Source organism: Streptomyces sp. NPDC034670 (genome assembly GCF_055574875.1).
In genome coordinates this window covers 11,300-29,702 of sequence record NZ_JBVITR010000045.1, presented here as the reverse complement: position 1 = coordinate 29,702, position 18,403 = coordinate 11,300, and the positions used below count along the sequence as shown (strand labels likewise).

The 18,403-nt window shown below is 68.7% G+C and carries 13 protein-coding genes; 8 read left to right on the top strand and 5 right to left on the bottom strand.

Features of this window, described 5'->3' with window-relative positions; all coding sequences use genetic code 11:
- Positions 1-149: 149 nt before the first annotated feature.
- The 7 genes from eccB (at position 150) to ACZ56B_RS25280 (ending at position 7,540) form a co-directional block, all read left to right on the top strand.
- Positions 150-1,685: a type VII secretion protein EccB gene (gene eccB / locus ACZ56B_RS25310; protein ID WP_468794986.1), complete on the top strand. Its 1,536-nt coding sequence runs from the start codon at positions 150-152 to the stop codon at positions 1,683-1,685.
- Between the two features lie 15 nt (positions 1,686-1,700).
- On the top strand, positions 1,701-2,984 hold the full coding sequence (gene mycP / locus ACZ56B_RS25305) for a type VII secretion-associated serine protease mycosin (protein WP_468794983.1): 1,284 nt from the start codon (positions 1,701-1,703) through the stop codon (positions 2,982-2,984).
- A 253-nt stretch (positions 2,985-3,237) separates the two neighbouring features.
- On the top strand, positions 3,238-3,657 hold the full coding sequence (locus tag ACZ56B_RS25300; protein ID WP_468794980.1) for a hypothetical protein: 420 nt from the start codon (positions 3,238-3,240) through the stop codon (positions 3,655-3,657).
- Positions 3,657-5,420 carry a WXG100 family type VII secretion target gene (locus ACZ56B_RS25295; protein ID WP_468794977.1) on the top strand — a complete coding sequence of 588 codons (1,764 nt, stop codon included), beginning with the start codon at positions 3,657-3,659 and terminating at the stop codon, positions 5,418-5,420. Before ACZ56B_RS25300 ends, ACZ56B_RS25295 begins: the two co-directional genes overlap by 1 nt.
- Positions 5,421-5,543: 123 nt before the next feature.
- Positions 5,544-6,743 (top strand): S8 family serine peptidase, encoded by a 1,200-nt coding sequence (locus tag ACZ56B_RS25290; protein WP_468794974.1) that lies wholly within the window; start codon positions 5,544-5,546, stop codon positions 6,741-6,743.
- Positions 6,744-6,849: 106 nt separating this feature from the next.
- Positions 6,850-7,191 carry a WXG100 family type VII secretion target gene (locus tag ACZ56B_RS25285; protein ID WP_468794971.1) on the top strand — a complete coding sequence of 114 codons (342 nt, stop codon included), beginning with the start codon at positions 6,850-6,852 and terminating at the stop codon, positions 7,189-7,191.
- Between the two features lie 46 nt (positions 7,192-7,237).
- Positions 7,238-7,540, top strand: a complete 303-nt coding sequence (locus ACZ56B_RS25280) for a WXG100 family type VII secretion target (RefSeq protein ID WP_468794968.1) — start codon at positions 7,238-7,240, stop codon at positions 7,538-7,540.
- A gap of 125 nt (positions 7,541-7,665) precedes the next feature.
- Here ACZ56B_RS25280 and ACZ56B_RS25275 read toward each other — a convergent pair whose 3' ends face one another.
- From ACZ56B_RS25275 to eccCa, 5 genes are all read right to left on the bottom strand, one after another.
- On the bottom strand, positions 7,666-8,193 hold the full coding sequence (locus ACZ56B_RS25275; protein ID WP_468794966.1) for a hypothetical protein: 528 nt from the start codon (positions 8,191-8,193) through the stop codon (positions 7,666-7,668).
- A 552-nt stretch (positions 8,194-8,745) separates the two neighbouring features.
- A complete protein-coding gene (locus ACZ56B_RS25270; protein ID WP_468794963.1) occupies positions 8,746-9,348 on the bottom strand; it encodes a hypothetical protein in 603 nt (200 codons plus the stop codon).
- Positions 9,345-11,678 (bottom strand): hypothetical protein, encoded by a 2,334-nt coding sequence (locus ACZ56B_RS25265; protein ID WP_468794960.1) that lies wholly within the window; start codon positions 11,676-11,678, stop codon positions 9,345-9,347. The genes ACZ56B_RS25270 and ACZ56B_RS25265 overlap by 4 nt, the downstream gene beginning before the upstream one ends.
- Before the next feature lie 17 nt (positions 11,679-11,695).
- Positions 11,696-12,172 (bottom strand): hypothetical protein, encoded by a 477-nt coding sequence (locus tag ACZ56B_RS25260; protein ID WP_468794957.1) that lies wholly within the window; start codon positions 12,170-12,172, stop codon positions 11,696-11,698.
- A 342-nt stretch (positions 12,173-12,514) separates the two neighbouring features.
- The gene (gene eccCa / locus ACZ56B_RS25255) at positions 12,515-16,492 is read right to left on the bottom strand and encodes a type VII secretion protein EccCa (protein WP_468794954.1); all 3,978 of its coding nucleotides are present in this window, start codon (positions 16,490-16,492) and stop codon (positions 12,515-12,517) included.
- Positions 16,493-16,806: 314 nt separating this feature from the next.
- Here eccCa and eccD point away from each other — a divergent pair, with 314 nt between their 5' ends.
- Positions 16,807-18,321: a type VII secretion integral membrane protein EccD gene (gene eccD / locus ACZ56B_RS25250; RefSeq protein WP_468794951.1), complete on the top strand. Its 1,515-nt coding sequence runs from the start codon at positions 16,807-16,809 to the stop codon at positions 18,319-18,321.
- Positions 18,322-18,403 lie beyond the last annotated feature (82 nt).

Sequence of the window (18,403 nt, the reverse complement as noted above, 5' to 3'; positions counted from 1 at the left end):
TGAGGGGCCCAGGCACCCTACCCGCTCCCCAAGTCGCTCTCCGTACCAGGCATAGTAGGGGGCCGGTCCGACATCGGCGGGCGGGGGACGGCGGCCCCCGGCACCGCCCAGGCGGAACTCGGGCGGAACACGGGGAGAGACACGCATCCATGGCATCTCGGCGGGACCAGCTCAACGCCTACACCTTCGCGAAGCGCCGCTTGCTCGCGGCCTTCGTCCAGTCGTTCCCGCAGGGCTCGGAGGAAGGAGCGCCGCGCCCGTTGCGGGGCGTCGTGCCCGGGCTCGTCGTCGGCGTGATCGTCATGGCCGTGTTCGGCGCCTGGGGCATGTTCAAGCCGACCGCGCCCAAGGGCTGGGACACCCCGAACGAGAAGGTGATCATCGCCAGCAAGTCGACCACCCGGTACGTCGTGCTGAAGACCGGCGACGAGGTCCAGCTGCACCCCGTGCTCAACATGGCCTCCGCCAAGCTCCTCCTGGCCCCCGGCAAGGGCGACGTCGTCACCGTCAGCGAGTCGCTCCTCGACAACGGCAAGATCCCGCACGGCGCCACCATCGGCATCCCGTACGCCCCCGACCGCCTGCCCTCCGGCGAGGAGGCGGGCGCCGCCAAGCGGTGGGTCGTCTGCGAGCGCCCGAGCGCGGGCGGCCGGTCCATCCAGAAGGCCGCGCTGGTCCTCGCCGACCGGGAGAAGGAACTGACCGAGGGCAAGCAGAAGCTGACCGGCGGACAGCTGCTCTACGTGGCGGACCCCGACGGCCACCGCTTCGTCGTGGACGCGGGCGGCACGGCGTACCGGGTCGACGAGGTGGACACCGGCGACGAGCTGGAACTGCTGCTCCGCACGGTCGTCGGCTCCGGCCGCGAGCCCCAGCGGGTCTCCCGGGAGTGGCTGGCGACCCTGCACCAGGGCGACCCGATCACCTTCCCGGAGATCGAGGGTGCCCCCGGCGACCCCGCGAACGCCCCCGGCCAGCTCGACGCGTCGGCGAACCGGGTCGGCACCGTGCTCAAGGCGTTCGACAACAACAAGGAGCAGTACTACGTCGTGCTGCCCCGCAGGGTCGCTCCGGTCTCCGCCTTCGTCGCCCAACTGCTGCTGTTCAGCAAGGACCTGGCGCAGGTCGGGCAGGCCGGCCAGGCGCTGGAGACGAGCCCCGGAGCGATCGTCCCGGGCAAACCCTTCGGCACCGGGCACGACTGGCCCACCGGCACCCCCCGGCCGGTCAACGAGGCGTCGGACGCCCAGGGCAGCCGCAACACGGTCTGCAACGTCCTGCGCGGCGTCGGCGACAAGGGCACCACCACCCTCAGCACCTGGGCGGGCACCGACTTCCCCGCCGACCTCCCCGCCGGTTCCTCCAGCGCCTACGTCACCCCCGGCTCCGGCCAGCTCTACCGTCAGTTCCAGGGCACGGAGACGAAGGCGGGCCCCGTCTTCCTGGTCACCGACACCGGCCTGCGCTACGTGCTGCAGTCCAACGCGGACAGCGCCACCGACGACGCCGGCATCGGCATGTCGGCCGAGGAGCGCAAGCAGTTGGAGCAGGAGGCCCAGCAGGCCCAGACACGCCTCGGCTACGCCGACGTGGACCCCGCGCCGATCCCCGCCGCCTGGTCCGCGTTCCTCCCCACCGGACCCCGCCTGTCCACGGCGGCGGCACGCCAGCCGCAGGGCTCGTAGCAGGAGGACGCCGTCATGCGACACACACGCCCGCCCCTCCGCCGGACGACGGCCGCCGCGATCGCCCTGCTGACGCTCCCCGTGGCCCTCGCGTCCCCCGTGGCCCTCGCGTCCCCGTCCGCCGCGGCGGACTCCTTCTCCGACCAGTGCGAATACCCCAACGACGCCTACCCGGGACGCCCTTGGTCCCTCCAACGCGTCCAGCTCGACGAACTGTGGAGCCGGTCCAAGGGCAAGGGCGTCCGGGTCGCCGTCATCGACACCGGCGTCGACGTGAGGAACCCGCAGCTGAAGGACGCGGTGGACGTGAAGAGCGGCCGCAACCTCCTGCCCAGGGGCCTCAAGGACGAGGACGGCGACCCCATCGAGCGGGGCAGCGAGAACGGCACCACCGACACCGTCGGCCACGGCACCAAGGTCGCCGGCATCATCGCCGCCCGCCCCGCCGCCGGGACCGGCTTCGTGGGCCTGGCCCCCGAGGCGACCATCATCCCGATCCAGCAGAACGACGCGGAGGGCCACGGCGACACCGGCACCCTCGCCGCGGCGATCCGCCACGCCATCCAGGTGAAGGCGAACGTCATCAACATCTCCCAGGACACCTCGGACGCCGCCGAGCCGGACCCCGACCTCGAAGCAGCCGTCAACGAGGCCCTGGAGCGCCAGATCGTCGTCGTCGCGTCGGCGGGCAACGACGGAGCCGGCGGCAACGTCAAGAAGACCTACCCCGCCTCCTACGAGGGCGTCCTCGCCGTCGCCGCCTCCGACCGCAACAACGAACGCGCGCCCTTCTCCCAGTCCGGCGACTTCGTCGACGTGGCGGCCCCGGGCGTCGACATGATCTCCACCGTCCCCCGGGGGGGCCACTGCTCCGACAACGGCACCAGCTTCTCGGCGCCGTACGTCGCGGGCGTCGCGGCGCTCCTCAAGGCCAAGCACCCCGACTGGACGCAGCGTCAGATCGTCGCCCAGATCGAGCAGACCGCGGAACGCACCATCGCCGGTCACGACCGCCTGGTCGGCTGGGGCGTGGTGGACCCCGTCCGCGCGCTGACGGAGGACGACCGGCCGATCGAGTCCCCCAGCCCCAGGGAGGGCCTGGTCAGGGCCGAGGCCCCCGCCGCGGCCGAACTGCCGCTCGGCGAAACCGCCGACGAGCGCAACGCCCGCCTCGCGACCTACGTGGCCGTCGGTGCGGCGATCCTGGTCGCGGGTCTCGGCGGGACGGCGGTGGCGATCCGGGACGCCCGCAGACGCGCCCGCGGCACGGGCGTGCGCAGCGACCGCACCGCGACGTGACGAACAGCGCTCGATAGCCGTCCGGACGTCCCGCGATCCTGGGGGAACCGTATCGACCGGGTGAAGAAGCAACGAACGTCCGCCAGGTGACAGCACCGCGTCCGCATATGGCAGTTGGGGCTGTCGGTGTCAGTCACTAGAGTGGGCCGCAGCGGTCGTGAGCGCTCCAGCGGTGCATCCACCCGGTGACTTGCGCAGGACCGGCCGCGACACGGGGAAAACGGGGAGGAACAACGTGGGGTTTCCTGAGGACATGGGCGCAGGCGCCGCGGACGTGCGCCGCGGCGTGATGGCACTGTCGACGTTCAAGAAGCGCGTGGACGACCTGCTCGCCGCCTTCGAGGAATCGGCGGGCGGCCCGTCCAAGGTCGGCTCCCACAGCCTGCCGGAGAACGCCTTCGGCAGCGGAGCCTTCCCGGAGGGCAAGCGGCTCCACCTGGAGTACGAGCGGGTCCACGAGAGGATCACCGCGCTCTCGAAGTCGCTGGGACTCCAGCTGGAGGCCATGCGCATCGCCGTGCACGGCGTGGACGTCACCTTCGACAACCTCGAAGAGGAACAGCGCCGGCGGTTCCACAAGATCCGACTCGAGGTCAACCAGACGCGGGAAGAGATGCTGGACCAGCAGCTTGAGCGGGGCAACCGCGCCGACCGCACCGACGCGGGGTACTGATGAGCGGGGACAAGAAGAAGCCGGACCCCTACCTGGAGGAGCGCCAGGAGGCCCAGGCGCAGAACGGCGCGCTCGACGCGATCACGAACATGACGAGGGTCGTCAGCCCCTTCGGCCCCTTCTCCCACAGGGGCCTCCACTTCGGCTCCACCAACTTCGAAGGCTACGACCTCAACGACATGGTCGACATCGTCGAGTCCGCCAACCCCGAACTGCTGGAGTCGGCGGCCGGGGCCCTCGTCGAGGCTCGTGACGCCATCAGGAAAGCGGCGGGGGAACTGGAGAAGAACATCGGCGGCGTCGACTGGAAGGGCGAGTCCAACACCGCCTTCACCAAGTGGGCCAACAGCCTCGTCAAGACCGCCGAGGGCATCGCCGACTACGCCGACGTCGTCGGCACCCAGGTCCTGGCCGCCAGTTCCGGCCTCGCCTCCGTCCGCAAGTCCATGCCCCCGCGCGACGACCGCACCGACCCCAAGACCGTCGACGACATCCCCGAGGCCAAGCGGGTCGACGGCAACGCCGAGTACACGGCGGCCGTCAAGGCGGAGAAGCACCGCCAGGAGGCCATCAACCAGATGTACCGCCTGGCGTCGTACTACACGGTGTCGGCGGGAGCGATGCAGGCGGCCGAGGAACCGGTGTTCCCGAAGATGCCGGACGTGGGGGTGCCGCCGCCGTCGGGCAGGGACCGAGTGGATCCTCCTCAGGAGCGGGAAGTTCCTGGACTCTCAGGGACCAGTGACCCGGCGACCGTGGGCCGAGAGCCGATTAACTCACCTGCCGGGCGGTCCCAGGCGGTAGGTGATCTGGCGCCTGCTTCCAGGGAAGCTGCAAATTTCGTCGTACGTCCAGATCAACGAGTCGGCACGGAGATCAACAGCGTCGGTGTGTTGTCGCCGCAGGAAGCCATGAAGCCGGCCACGGCCACACCGCCGGCGACGGTTGGTCCCGCCGGACAGCAGGGAGCGATCCCCCCCATTGCCCCCAGCGCGCCCTCACCCGCCTTTCGTGGGACCGCCGGGCGCACCACGGGCCCCAGCGGCATGCCTGCAGCCAAGATTCCTCCATCGGCACAGGGACGAGCCGGAGGTGCAGCAGGAAATGGTCCGGCAGCTCGTACAGGAGCCGGTCCTGTGGGACAGAGTCCACGTGCCGCCGCACCGGGGCCAGGGGGAAGCCGCGGGGCTGGTCCGCTGGGGCAAGTAGGACGTGCTGCTCTGCCGGGTCAAGCAGGGAGCCACGGCCCTGGTTCCGTAGGACGTGGCATCGTCGGTGGGGTGCCGAAACCCCTAGGGCCGGTGCCCGGGCACGCTGGCGGTGTCCCCCGTGGGCCCATGGGTGTCATGGGAGCCACACCGCCCAACCGCAGTGGCCCCGGACGCAACAACGATGGCGTTGTCGGAGGACGGCCTATCGCTGGCGCTGCACCTACCGGAAACGGCCCCAAGCTGCCACGCGGCACAGTCGTCGGTGGCGAAGGTGTGTCCGGTCCGCGTGCGACCGGACAGAAGCCCGGTCAGCACGGGGTGATCGGAGCACCTCCTACGACGTCGAACAACACAGGCCAGGCGCCCCGCCGCCCCGCGGGCAGCTCCGATGGTGTCGTCGGAATGCCCAATGGAAGGATCTCCAGCACAAGGAGCAGCGGACGCACCTCTGAGGGCTTCGGGGCACAACGTGGTGCCACAGGAAACCGCGGCTCCAGCACGGGTCATTCACGTCGTGATGAGCGGCGCGGTGACACTTCGGCGACCGACTGATCAGATTGAAAAAGGACAGACAGAAGCATGGTGTCAAGGTTCAGCCGAGGTGCTAGGCGGAGCGCGCCCTTTCGGGGGCGGTGCAGGGTGCGGGGCGCTGGCGTTTACTCAGCCCTTGGCGCTGTGGTGCTCCTGTCGACAGGTCTGACATCCGGTGCGGCAGCTGCAGACACCCAGTCGCAGCAGTGGTATCTGTCGGCGATGAAGGCCGAGGAGATGTGGAAAACGAGCACCGGAAAAGGGGTTAAGGTCGCGGTCATCGACTCTGGTGTCAACCCTGAAACTCCCTCCTTGAGAGGGCAGGTCCTCGCGGACGAAGTGCCACAATCCGTCGCTTATGGGGCCACTGAGGATTATGATGGCCACGGAACTACCATGGCGGAACTGATTGCCGGTACCGGCGTAGGGGGAGGCCTGAAAGGGCTTGCACCCGGAGCCAAAATCGTTCCTTACAGGATCATGTTCACCGAAACGGTGAAGGACAAGGAAAAGATAAGTAAGGCTCCGAGCTCAGCTGAGGCGATTAGAGCAGCAGCTGATAGTGACGCCAAAATTATCAGCATGTCATTTGGCGGCGGCGGCGACTCCGAAATGGAAAAAGCTGTAAAATACGCCCACTCCAAGGGTAAGCTGATGTTTGCCTCCGTAGGTAACGATGCGGAAAGCGAAAACCTCATCGAGTATCCTGCCGCCTTTCCTTACGTGGTTGGTGTCGCCGCATCGGACGAGTCCGGGAAAGTCGCGAAGTTCTCGGAGCACGGCAACTACGTCGACTTGGCGGCTCCAGGGCTGAACGTACTCGGCTGGTGCGACAAGACCTTCCGCTCGTACTGCGACCAGGCTGGAACGAGTGCTGCCACCGCCCTCACCTCCGCCGCTGCCGCCCTCATCTGGTCCGCTCACCCCGACTGGACCGCCAACCAGGTCCTCGCCAGCCTCATCGACACCGCCGGCCGTGACTGGGCCAGGGACGACCCGAGCACGTACCTCGGCTACGGCCTGATCCGTCCCCGCAAGGTGCTGGAGGACAAGAACTTCGATCCCGGCCCGGCGAACACCGACCCCCTCGCCCGGGAGAACGCCGTAGGCCTGCTGGACGAGTCGGGCAACCCGGTGGCCGCCTCCACCTCCCCGTCGCCCGATCCCTCCAAGGGAACGGAAACGGCGGACAGCGACGGCCAGGGCGACCAGACATCAGCAACTGCCTCCGGCAAGGACTCCTCCGACAACACCACCCTCTGGGTGGCCCTCGGAGCCGCAGCGGCGGTCCTGGTGATCGGGGGCGGTGCCTTCGTCGTGATCCGCTCCCGGCGAGGCGCGTAGGAAAGGCGCACGGAACAGCCGGCCCGGCACGGGCACGACCGACCACCCACCACCACACGGTGCCGCACCACACCGCACCACCGCTCTCACGAAAGGGACCGCCGACATGGCTGACAGCCGCAAGCTTTACGAAGCCCAGGTACAGAAGCTCCAGACGAACGTCATCGACCGGTACGACTCCATCAGGCAGTCTCTCGCCCGCCTCCAGGGGACGATCGACATGATCGAGAAGAACTGGACGGGTCAGGGCGCCATGGCCTTCGACAAGAAGCAGACGGAGATCAACCGTCACATGGCCGCGATCGGCCGGATGCTCGACGACTTCCTCGAGGGCATCGAGCTGAACAAGAAGGACAAGCGGAACCTCGAGAGCCAGATCGAGGCCGACATCACCAAGATCTCGGTGGAGGACCTCGGCGGAAAGACCTCGGCACTCAGCAGCTACTGACGCGAGCCACCGACCACCTTCCGGTCTTCAACGAAACGAGGAAAACATGTCCGGAGCCCACTACGACGAGCTCGCCGTCTCCTACGGCACCATGGACGCGCTCGCCACCGAGCTCGGCGACCAGGCCAAGAAGCTCGAGGAGGACCTCGAGGCGCTCAAGAAGGCCGTGCTCGACGCGGCCGCGGGCTGGGGCGGCGAGGCGTACGAGGAGTTCACCAAGAAGACCAAGGAGTGGGACCGCCACGCCAACGGCATCCACCAGGCCCTGATCAGCATCTCCCAGCGGGTCGGCGCCGCCGGCGGCGACTACCGCGGCGGCGACCTGAAGGGCGCCAGCTACTTCCTGTAGGCCGACCGCAGGAAGCACGCGGAACGCGTACAGCGCACGCAGAGAAACGAACAGGGTGGACACGCGCGGGAGGTGTCCACCCTGTAGTGCGTCTCAGCACGGCAGGACCGGGCCTGTCCGGAGCGTCAGCCGCGCGAGATCGACATGTGTACGCCTTCGGAGTCCTTCCACGCCCCTTCGGAGGGCAGCGCGCGGCGCATGTACTCCGGAGAACCGGGTGCGAGGATCGCGTAAATGTCTTCGGTGTAGCCGGCCAGTGCGGCCGAAACGGGGCCGGCCAACTGTCGATGCAGGGGAGCAGGGTCTTCCCCGATGACGTCGCTGATCGCCACCAGGACGTCCTTCATCGCCTGGGCATGGGCCAGTGAACGCTGCCCGGCCCGCGGCCCGGTCGTCGCCCGCTCGATGGTGGTGCCGAGTTCCGCGCAGCCCAAGTCGGATTCATAGGCCGAGGCGAGAGCTGTGGGGATGCGCTCGTGCTGTAGCAGCTTTCGGCAGGAGTCCTCATCTGCGTGGGAACCGATGGACAGCCATGCGCCCAGCCCTGCCATGAGGCCGATGACGCACAGAACAGCGATTGTCGTCTTGCCCCCGAGACGCCTTGCCTGGTTCACATTCCCATCCATGAGTCGGCCTGCCGTACCGATGATCACTGAATTCCTTGGCCACGCCGTCCCGAGTGTCGGCTGCCGTGTGAGCGCGGCCAAGTCGGTCGTCGTGGTCTCGTGGTACACCGACGCGGGACTCGTGTGGTGCGCATCAGCGCAAAAAACTGGTGGTGGGTACGGTGGCTCAGTAGCGGCCCAGCCTGGACGAATTGTGAACCCGAGGGCGGCGTCGAAGTCGGTTCTCCAGAGCAGGAGGTTGGTGCTGCGCAGAGCTTTCTTCTCGCTTCTCAGGCGGTTCATCAGGCCTTGAGCCTGATCACTCCAGGTCTTGGTGCGTCTTCTTCAGTGCCGCGGAGGTGCTCCCCCCGCCCCGTCCTTCGCGGAGAGTACCCCTTGACCGCGGCGTCGGTCTTACGGATGCCGGGCTCGATGTGCTCCTCGTTGGCTCCGGCCGCGGCCTTCTGCTGAGCGGGACCTGGACGCCAGGTCCCTTTGGTCGACTGGTCGGCGCCCACGGGCCCCGGAAAGCCTCCCGGAACTGTCGGGTACTGATTCAACCGCATCCCGACCGGCTGTCCGGCCTCACCGCTCCCATCCTCAGGATGGGCAGCCGAGCTTTTTCTTGTAAGCGTCGAAGTAGGAGGGGGCGAGTTTTTCCAACTGGGTTTGCGAATCCTTGTTCCATTGCAGATCGTTGACCTGTACGGACACGACGTCACCCTTCTCGCTGACTCCAGGGCATGGGATCACCGTTGCCACACCAAAGTTCCAAGAGGCATACTTGCCGCCCTTGAAATAACGTAGCCCTTTCACTTCGAAGTACTCGAAGAGGTCGTGCAGTTCATATCCACTCTCGTGCCATTCGGCGTCGCTGACCACGGAGTCGTTCCCATCCACGTACATGTGACAGAACTGGCCTTCAGTAAGGGTGAAGTGGCCGGGGTCCTGTTCCATCTTGTCACCGTCGTCGAGCAAGGTTTTCAGGACTTCCTTGTCGGCGGGGACTCCGCAGATGTTGTCCGGTACCGGGTAGGAGAGTTCCTCCTCTGGTGAGTCACAGGCGGCAAGGGGCAAGGTGAAGAGGAGGGCTGTGCTGAGCAGTCTCTTCGATGGCAAAATTTTCCCCCGCCTTCTGTTTCCTTGCGGTGATCGTAGGGAGCGATCTCTGGTGAAGGGAGCCGGAGAGCTGATCTGTCTCACGTGCCATCTCCTGAAGAATTCCACTGGGCGCCGTCAGAATGGCTCAGTCCGGCTTGAGTCCGAACGGCTCGGTCGATGGCGTCCATCGTTTTCTGATCAAACCCTTCGTGATGCTCGAAGTAGCTGGTGACGGATTTCGCTGAAGCTTCCGTCACTGCTGCCCTTCCCTTCGAATATTCTTTTCCTGCGTCGTGCTCAGCCTTATCCGTCGTATCCTTCTCAACGCTCTTCATGACGCTCTCGGACACGTCCTCTGCCAGCCAGTTGACTGGTTCTCCCACGATGGAGAAGGGGGCTGGAATGGCTCCCGTCCCCAATCCCACGATTCGGTTGACCCACTTTGCGTTGTCGGCCACTGCCTCGTTGTACTCTTTGTTCGAGGCCGTGTGGTAGTCATAGATCGCATCTGCCCGCGAGTTGCTCATGATTCCCGCAATGGCAGCACCCGGCGCGACCAGATTACCGACGCGAGAGTCGTCCTCTGCGGTGAGGTCCTTCCCCTCCACCTTCAAGAACTCGTGGACCACGGTCGTGGTGTATGCCTGCTGCGCGGAAGTGATGGCGCTATATGCGTCCGGGTCCTGCCCGACCAGGCCGAGGAACTTTTGAGCATTACCGGGTTCCAGGTCGGCAGCCGCGCCGTTGACCGGGAATACCTTGCTGTCGGAGCTCTCCATATACATCGACCGCTGGAAATCCCCCATGTAATCAGCCGCGATGTTGCCCAGGCTGTCCCGCAGCGCGTAAAGCGGGCCGGTCTTCTCGTCCTCCAAGTCCCCGTTCATGTTGTGCGTCAGCAGGTCCGGGCTCTTGGCGAACTTCTCCACGATGTCGTGGACCAGTTCCGCCTGTGCCTTGCTGTGCTTGACCGACGGATCGACCGTGTCACTGTCGTACGGATGACCTGTCGCGGCGGCCTCAAGGGCATGGCCCAAGGCGTTCGGCCCGAAGTTGAGAGCCTTGGCCGACGCCTCTCCATCCGCCAGGACGTTGGTGGTGTTCCTGTCGATCGTCCACTCGAAGTCCTTGTCCGTGAAGAGGTCGAGGTAGGACTTGAAGTCCGGCTTGCCCCCGGACTTGATCGTGCCGTCCTCGTTGTACGCCGTGGGCTTCTCCGTGAAAAACTGCTCGGCCGCCTCGGGGCTGTGCCCCAGGGCCTCCAGGACGCTGTTCAGTGGATCATTGCCGCTGCCGAGTTTTCCGGAGGGGTTGAACCCGTAGCGGTCGTCGCTGCCGGCGGGCTTGTTGGACAGGAAGCGGTGCGGATCGTCCTGGTGCAGTTGGGTGACGTGCTCCGCGATGGGAGTCAGGAAGGCCGGATCGTAGTTCCCGTAGCGGAGCAGGCCGCCCAGGACCTGGTATCCGTAGGGCTTGCTCCACATGCCGCGCTCCCACTCGATCTCCTGGGTGCCCAGCCTGCGGAACTCCGCACCCCACCACGAGGGAAGGTGCTGCCGGTCCCCCCGGACGCTCTGCGGGGTGTAGGGGTCGGTCGCGTTGGCCAGGGCGTGTCCCATGTACCTCTGGAGGTCCTGCACGCCGGCCAGTCGGGTCTTGGAAGCGTCCTGGCCGGTGCCGTCGGTCGACAAGGCGGCATAGAACTCGAGTGTCTGCCTCGGTCCGCCCAGCCCCTCGAAGAACTCGGTCGCGAACTCGCCGTCCTTCTCCCGTCCGTTGTGGCGCAGCAGCCTGTTCAGTTCCGCGAGTTCACGGTCGGACATGTCCTCACGTTTCCTGGCGAGTTCCAAGGCGCGCTCGACCTGCGCGTCGTTGAGGGACTCGTACTTCGCGTGACCGGCGTTGTACGGGTCACTCCCGTGCGCCCGCTTGAGCGCCAGCTTGGCGGAGACGTCGATGTCATGGGCGTGGGCGACTTTCCTCGTGATGGAGTCGGCGTAGTGCTGCCGCTCCTCCTTCGTGTCGTCCTTGCCGTCCTTCGCGTCGGCGCCCGACTTGGGCCGGACTCCCACGCTCACCGTTCCGTCGCCGTTGTCCTGAACGGTGTAGCCCTTCTCCTTGGCCTCGGCGGTGAGTGTGCGCACACCCTTCTGCAGTGCCACAAGCTCGCGGTGGGCGTCGTCCAAGACCTGGAAGATACTGTTGGCTTCCGTGTGGAGGTCCGCGAACTCCTTGGCGGTCTTGTTCACGAACTCCCGCGTGACACCGGCGTTCACACCTTCCCAGCGAGCTCGGTCGGATTTCTTCTTGAGGCCGTCGCGGGCATCGGCCTCAAGCTGTCTCAGGTTGGTGACCGCCTTCTTCCAGTCCGAGACCGCGCTGCCCAGCTTGCCGAGGTCGACCTTCATCAGGTCGTTGTAGGTGATGGACACAACCGGAATCCCCCGTGCTACTTGAAGTACTTGCTGAGTTCCGAGACGGGCATTTCGGAACCGTCACGCCTCATGATGACGGCGGCGATCCCGGCATCGTCGTTGGCGTGCAGCTTCTTGCTGAAGTCCAGGTGGTTCGAGATGTGGGCACAGGCCTGGCGGACCGCTTTCACCTGGCTCTCCCAGACCGTCAGTGTCGTCATGAGTTCGTCGCCCATGGTGAAGTTGGACCCGGACAGTGCTGACGCCGCCTGGTGCGTGGAACCGGCATGGTCGGAGTTCATACCGGCACCGGCGATGTCCACCTTCTTCACGAGGTCGCCGTGCAGGACGAAAGCGTCGTGCCCCACGGCGCCGAGGTCGTCCTGCCGCGCGACCAGGTCGGGCTTGCCGCCGGTGCCCGGTTCCTGAGCGGGCGCCTGATTCAACTGCATGCGCGTCGGCTGCCGGTCGGCAGCCTGAGCCTTCAACTGTTCCCACTCGTCCCATGCCATGGGCTCGCTCCTTGTCGACGTCAGTCAAACGTGGCCGTACCGGTTACCTACCGTGCGGCGCCTCCGCGAGGAACCGCACGCATCCCCTCGGCCTCAGTCCCTGACGCCACCGGACTGGAAGGAGTCGATGCTGGTGAACCACCACCGCCGTCGCGGCCGTCACCGCCGCGAGGACGAGCAGGACCACACGCCTTGCCCGATACCCCGACTCCGGGGGTTCGTGGGCCGCCGGGTCGCTGAAACGACGGGCCTGGAAGCGCCGCCACAACGCCTTCTGATCGAGCAGACCCATTCCGGCGAGCCAGAGAGCGATCAGAACGAGCAGCACACCGCCCCCGACCATCAGAACCCCTCTTCCGCCACCAGCCCCGTCTGCACCAGCGGCCGCCCCCGACGCCGGGAGACGAACACGCCCCGCCCCGGGGGCATCGGCCGCGGCCGCACCCCGCCCAGCACGTCGCCCTCGGCCGGGTCGCCCGCCAGGACGACGCCCTGGGCCCCCAGCTCCTTGATGCGCTGCATGAACGCCTCGTACGAGGCACGGCTCGCGCCGGCCGTGGACCGCGCGATGATGAAGCGCACCCCCACGTCCCGGGCGAACGGCAGCAGCTCCGTCAGACCGCTCAGCGGGTTGCCGCTCGACGTGGCGACGAGATCGAAGTCGTCGATGACCACGTACACCGTCGGGCCCCGCCACCAGCTGCGGTCCCGCAGCTGCTGCGGGGTCACGTCGGCGGTGGGGGTGCGCCGCTTCATCAGGTCGGCCAGGGCCACCATGTGGTGCTCCATGGCGTTGGACATCGGGATGTACTCGGCGAGGTGGGAGTCCGGGGTGACGCCCAGCAGGGAGCGCCGGTTGTCCACGACGAACAACTTGCACTCGTCACCCGGGTAGCGCGCCGTCAGCTGCTTGATCAGCAGACGGAGCAGGTTCGACTTGCCGGACTCGCTCTCGCCGAAGACCAGGAAGAACGGGTCCTGGTCGAAGTCGACGAAGACGGGCTCCAGGTTGTCCTCGTCGAGCGCGAAGGCGATGCCGCGCTTCGGGAAGCGGTCGCCCGGGGGCAGCTGGTCCGCCGGGAACTCGCGCGGCAGCAGACGGACCTCGGGCGCGCCCGGCGCCTGCCAGTGCCGGGACACCTCGGCCGCCAGCGCCGCCGTGGCGTCCGCCAGGTCCGTGTCGGAGGTCAGGCCGTCGATGCGCGGCACGGCCGCCATGAAGTGCAGCTTCTGCGGCGACAGACCGCGGCCGGGCACGCCGGTGGGGACGTTCGCGGCCACCTTGCGGTCCAGCTCGGAGTCCATCGTGTCACCGAGCCGCAGCTCCAGCCGGTTCAGCAGGTTGTCCTTGAGGGCGGACCGGACCTCCATCGAACGGGAGGCCGACAGGATCAGGTGGATGCCGTAGCCGAGGCCGCGGGCGGCGATGTCGAGGATCACCTGATCGAGTGCCTCGTAGTCGGCGCGGAAGTTCCCCCAGCCGTCGATGACCAGGAAGACGTCGCCCCACGGCTGGTCGGTGACCGAGATGTCGCCGCGGGCGCGCCGGGTCCGGAACTCGGCGATGGACGAGATGCCCGACGTGCGGAAGTACTCCTCCCGGCGGGTCAGGACGCCGTAGACCTCCGCCACCGTGCGCCGCACCTTCTCCGGGTCCAGACGGGAGGCGATGCCGCCGACGTGCGGCAGCCCGGCCAGCGCGGACATGCCGCCACCGCCGAAGTCCAGCCCGTAGAACTGGACTTCGTGCGGCGTGTGCGTCAGGGCGAAGGAACAGACCAGCGAACGCAGCAGGGTCGACTTGCCGGACTGCGGGCCGCCGAGGATCTGCATGTGGCCCGCCGCGCCCGAGAAGTCCACCCACAGCGGGTCACGGCGCTGCTCGTACGGCTTGTCGACGAGGCCGACCGGGACCACCAGCCGCCCGGCACCCTCGTAACCGGGCTGGGTGAGGCCCCGGCCCTCCACGGCGGTGAGGCCGGGCAGCAGCCCGTCCAGCGACGGCGGGCTGTCCAGCGGCGGCAGCCACACCTGGTGGGCCGCCGGACCCTGGGCCTCCAGCCGGCGCACGACGACGTCCAGCACGGTGTCCGCCAGGGCGTCGTCCACCTCGCCGGCCCCGTCCGCCGGCCCCGTCCGCTGCCGCGGCACCGGCGCGTACCGCACCGGCACCTCCGCCGCCGTGAACAGCACCGGCCGCCGGTCCACCGGCAGCGGCCCGCCCGCCGACGCGTCCTGCCGCCCTCCGGAGCGGTAGACGCCCGAGACGTACGCCGCCTTGAACCGCACCATCTCGTCCGTGCCGAACTTCAGGAACCCCGATCCCGGCACGTTCGGCAGCTCGTACGCGTCCGGCACGCCCAGGGCCGCCCGCGACTCGGCGGCGGAGAAGGTGCGCAGACCGATGCGGTACGACAGGTACGTCTCCAGACCGCGCAGCCGGCCCTCCTCCAGCCGCTGCGAGGCCAGCAGCAGGTGCACGCCCAGCGACCGGCCGATGCGGCCGATCTGCACGAACATGTCGATGAAGTCCGGCTTCGCGGTCAGCAGCTCGCTGAACTCGTCGATGACCAGCAGCAGCGACGGGATGGGCTGGAGCGGCGCGCCCGCCGCGCGGGCCTTCTCGTAGTCGTGGATGTTGGCGTAGTTGCCCGCGTCGCGCAGCATCTCCTGACGGCGGTTCAGTTCGCCGCGGATGGAGTCGCCCATGCGGTCGACCAGGGTCAGGTCGTCCGCCAGGTTGGTGATCACGGCCGCCACGTGCGGCATCTGCGCCATCCCGGCGAAGGTGGCGCCGCCCTTGAAGTCCGCCAGGACGAAGTTCAGGGTCTCGGAGGAGTGGGTGACCGCGAGGCCCAGCACCAGCGTGCGCAGCAGCTCCGACTTGCCGGAACCCGTGGCGCCGACGCACAGGCCGTGCGGGCCCATGCCCTCCTGGGCCGCCTCCTTGATGTCGAGCATCACCGGACGCCCGTCCTCACCGACCCCGATCGGCACCCGCAGCCGTTCCGCCTGCGACCGCGGCCGCCAGGTGCGCCGGGTGTCGACGGAGGCGGCGTCGCCCAGGTTCAGCAGGTCCGTGAACTCCAGGTTCGCCAGCAGCGGTTCGTCGTCGTCCCCGCCGGACGCCATCCGCAGCGGCGCCAGCTGCCGGGCCAGCGCCTCCGCGGACTCGTACGACAGGACGTCGGGCGTCCCCTCGTAGACGACGCCGTGCGCCGACTCCAGGTGCAGCGAACGCGGCCGCACGACGACGGAGAGGTCTCCGCGGGCACCGGCCGGCTCTCCCTCGGTCACCTCGACGACCGTCACGCCCTGCAGCCCCTCGGGGCCCGCCAGCAGGGAGTCCGGCGGCAGGGAGACACCGTCGAGCACGACGACGACGTGCGGGGTGTCCGGCAGGGGCGCGGCGTTCGGGTGGAAGCGGGGGCGCCCGGCCAGGCGCGGGGCCAGCAGGTCCTCGAGCTCACGGGGATCACCGCTGATCAGACGGCGGGAGCCGGCGCCGTCCGTGACACCGGAAAGCTGCACGTGCGGCAGCCACTTGGCCCATTCCCAGTGCGGCAGCGCCTCCCGGCCCGCCGCGACCGCGACGATCAGGTCCTCGGGGGAGTGCAGGGAGGCGAGCGAACCGGTCAGGGCGCGGGCACAGGACCGCACGGACTCCGGTTCGCCGCCGAGCACGACGTGGTAGAAGGCGCGCAGGGAGACCGCCATCGGCAGGTCGTCCAGGGTGCCGTGCACCGCGACGAACCGCTGCATCGCGCCCGCCGTGAGCGGCTCCAGCTGATCGACCGGACCCGTCTCGGGGGCGATCAGCGGGGTGGCCAGGGACTGCGGGCCGAGACCGATGCGCACCTGCGCGAAGTCCTCGTCGCCCGGCCGCCGTTCCCACACCCGGCTGCCCTCGGCGACCAGTGCCCACAGCTGTTCGGGGGAGGGGTGGAGGTAGTACTGGGCGTCCCGCTGCGCCCTCGCCGTCTCCTGGGTGGTCCGGCGGGTCCGCGACAGGTAACTCAGGTAGTCGCGGCGCAGATCGGCGAGCTGGCCCTGGGATCCGCGGCGGAAGCGGACCACCATGGCGATCGACATGGCGATCGTCGACGCGATCATCACCATGCCCATGATCCGCATGAACGGCTGCCCGCTGGTGAAGAAGAAGACGACCGAGCCGCCCATGCCGAGCGTCGGCAGCAGCTGCATCAGCACGCTCTCCTGGTGCCCCCGCGGCAGTTCGGGCGGCGGCTGCACGACGACCTCGCCCGTGGGCACCTCCGGCGGCAGCGCCCGCGGCGGACGCTTCACGACGATCTGGCTCACTGCTCACCAATTCCCTTGCCGGCCCGCCGGGTTTGTCGTCCGCCACCCCGTGTCAGGCGGACGAGGGCCGCCGCGTGATCCTACTGATCCCACCACGCACCGGCGGGCGGTAGGGTGCCGGATGTTCGCGTGAGCACATGCCGACCCGGACGGATGTATGGGGCATTCCGTGAGATGTGACGCGGCACGGGGACGCCGGGCTCCGCCGGACGGCCTCCCGCCCGTCCCGCACCGCCCCGTCCCGCGGCGGACGCCGGGAAAGAGGCGCAGGACCTTCACACCGCAGACACAGCAGCACTGAGGGGGAGCAGCAGGTGAGCACGACGGCCTCCACGGCGGCCACCGGCACGGGCGGACCGGACCGGGGAGCCCTTCCCGGGGCGGTGACGGGGCTCGGCTTCTGCCGGGTCACCATCGTCGCGCCCGACAGCCGGATCGATGTGGCGCTGCCCGACGACGTCCCGGTCGCCGACCTCTACCCGGAGATCCTCCGCCTCTCCCGGCAGACCGTGGCCGAGGGCGCCCCGGTCGGCTACCACCTCGTCCGCCGCGACGGCACCGTCCTCGACAGTTCCCGCTCCTTCACGGCGCAGCGCATTCTCGACGGTGAACTGCTCACCCTCCGGCCCTTCTCCGAATCGCTGCCGCCGGCCGTCATCGACGACGTCTCCGAAGCGGTCGCCTCCGCGGTGACCCGGGACCGCTCCCTGTGGCGCGGCGACCTCACGCGCGCCGCGGGCCTCGTCGGCGGCGGGGTGCTGCCCGCCCTGCTCGCCTTCGTCGCCTGGACCGCCGACCCGCGGCACGACATGCACAGCCTCCCCGGCGTCCTCGCGGGCGTCGCCGGAGTCCTCCTCGTCGTCCTCGGCTGCGTCCGCGCCCGCGTCTACGACGACCGGGCCGCGGCCGTCGCGCTGGGGCTCGGCGCACTCCCCAACGTGGGCGTGGCGGGCTCCGGCCTGCTGTCGCTCTCCGAGGGGCAGGGCATCGGGAAGCTCCAGTTCCTGCTCGCCTGTGCGGCGGTGCTGGTGGCCTCGGTGATCCTCACCCTGTGCTCCCCGCGCGGCGACGGCCCGTTCGTCGCCTTCGCGGCCGCCTCGGGCCTCGCCCTGATCGCCACCTTCGCGGCGCTGTTGTGGAACTGGACCCCGGCCGAGATCGCCGCCCTGTGCGCCCCCGTCGCCATCGGCGCCCTCGCCTTCCTGCCGGGCGTGTCCCTGCGCTTCGCCCGTCTGCCCATCGGCTTCGAGGCACCGGACACCGCCCCGCGCAGCGCGTACGGCGCCGACCCCGAGCCCCACGAACCGGTGGACGCCGAACGCATCGAGGCCCAGGCCCGGCGCGGCCACGAACTCCTCGTCGGCCTGGTCGGCGGCTGCTCACTGGTCGCGGTCGGCGCGGCCCTGGTGCTCGGCTTCTCCGACGGCCTCTGGGCGCAGCTGCTGGCCCTCGCCACCGGAATCGCCCTGCTGATGCGCGCACAGCTGTTCCGCTACACCGCGCAGGTCGCCACCGTCCTGGCCGCCGGTCTCGGCTCCCTGGTCGCGCTCGGCCTCGGCCTGGCGCTCAACCCGCCGAACGCGCTGGTCCGCGAGGCGCTGGCGGGGGACCGCACCGACCTCGACATCCGCACCGTCTGGCTGGTCGCGGCCATCGCCGCGGCGGCCGCGCTGATCACCGCCATCGGCCTGATGGCCTCGCGCAGCGGACTCACGCCCTTCTGGGGCCGCTTCCTGGAGATCGCCGAGGGCTTCGTGCTGCTGACGCTGGTGCCCCTGGCGCTCGCCGTCTTCGACGTCTACACGACGGTGCGGTCGATGACCGGCTGACGCGGGGGGGGGGGGGGGGGGGGGCTCCCCCCAGACGCACTCGAACAGCGTTGTGTGGCTGTAACGGCCCCGGGACTCTACG

Bases quoted from the DNA above. Each gene is read 5' to 3' on its own strand.
- eccB (WP_468794986.1), top strand. From the start codon at position 150: ATGGCATCTCGGCGGGACCAGCTCAACGCCTACACCTTCGCGAAGCGC.
- mycP (WP_468794983.1), top strand. From the start codon at position 1,701: ATGCGACACACACGCCCGCCCCTCCGCCGGACGACGGCCGCCGCGATC.
- ACZ56B_RS25285 (WP_468794971.1), top strand. From the start codon at position 6,850: ATGGCTGACAGCCGCAAGCTTTACGAAGCCCAGGTACAGAAGCTCCAG.
- ACZ56B_RS25280 (WP_468794968.1), top strand. From the start codon at position 7,238: ATGTCCGGAGCCCACTACGACGAGCTCGCCGTCTCCTACGGCACCATG.
- ACZ56B_RS25260 (WP_468794957.1), bottom strand. From the start codon at position 12,172: ATGGCATGGGACGAGTGGGAACAGTTGAAGGCTCAGGCTGCCGACCGG.
- ACZ56B_RS25300 (WP_468794980.1), top strand. From the start codon at position 3,238: ATGGGCGCAGGCGCCGCGGACGTGCGCCGCGGCGTGATGGCACTGTCG.
- ACZ56B_RS25295 (WP_468794977.1), top strand. From the start codon at position 3,657: ATGAGCGGGGACAAGAAGAAGCCGGACCCCTACCTGGAGGAGCGCCAG.